We start from the raw sequence: 455 nt of genomic DNA, 5'->3' as shown, positions 1-455 counted from the left end.
CACATTCAGCTCACACATCTTGTCCACTCGCGCTGCCTCATCGGGCAGCTCGGCCAGGTTCTTGCGATTGCGCAGGTACAGTTCGCGCACCTGCCGCAACCAGTTGTCGATCAGGCCATGGGGCACATCTTCCATGGCCGCCTTGATGCCGCCACAACCGTAATGGCCCACCACCATGATGTGCTTCACCTTCAATACATCCACGGCAAACTGCAGCACCGACAGCAGGTTCAGGTCGGTATGGTTGACCAGGTTGGCCACATTGCGGTGAACAAACAGCTCGCCGGGCATCATGCCTACCACTTCGTTGGCTGGCACCCGGGAATCGGCACAACCGATCCACAGATATTCCGGGTTCTGCTGTTCACCCAGCGCCTTGAAGAAGCCGGGGTGGCGCTCTTCAATTTCGTGGCGCCATTTTTCATTGTTGGAAAACAGTTCAGGTAGGGATTTCA

The 455-nt window shown here is 56.7% G+C and carries 1 protein-coding gene; it reads right to left on the bottom strand.

Annotation, left to right across the window (positions count from 1 at the left end):
• Positions 1–455 (bottom strand): carbonic anhydrase (locus tag A3754_RS06145; protein WP_063519098.1); only part of this gene is annotated, 455 nt, incomplete at both ends.

Source organism: Alcanivorax sp. HI0083, from assembly GCF_001635175.1.
Note: the sequence above shows the minus strand (reverse complement) of the source record. Positions and strands in the feature narration are given on the sequence as shown.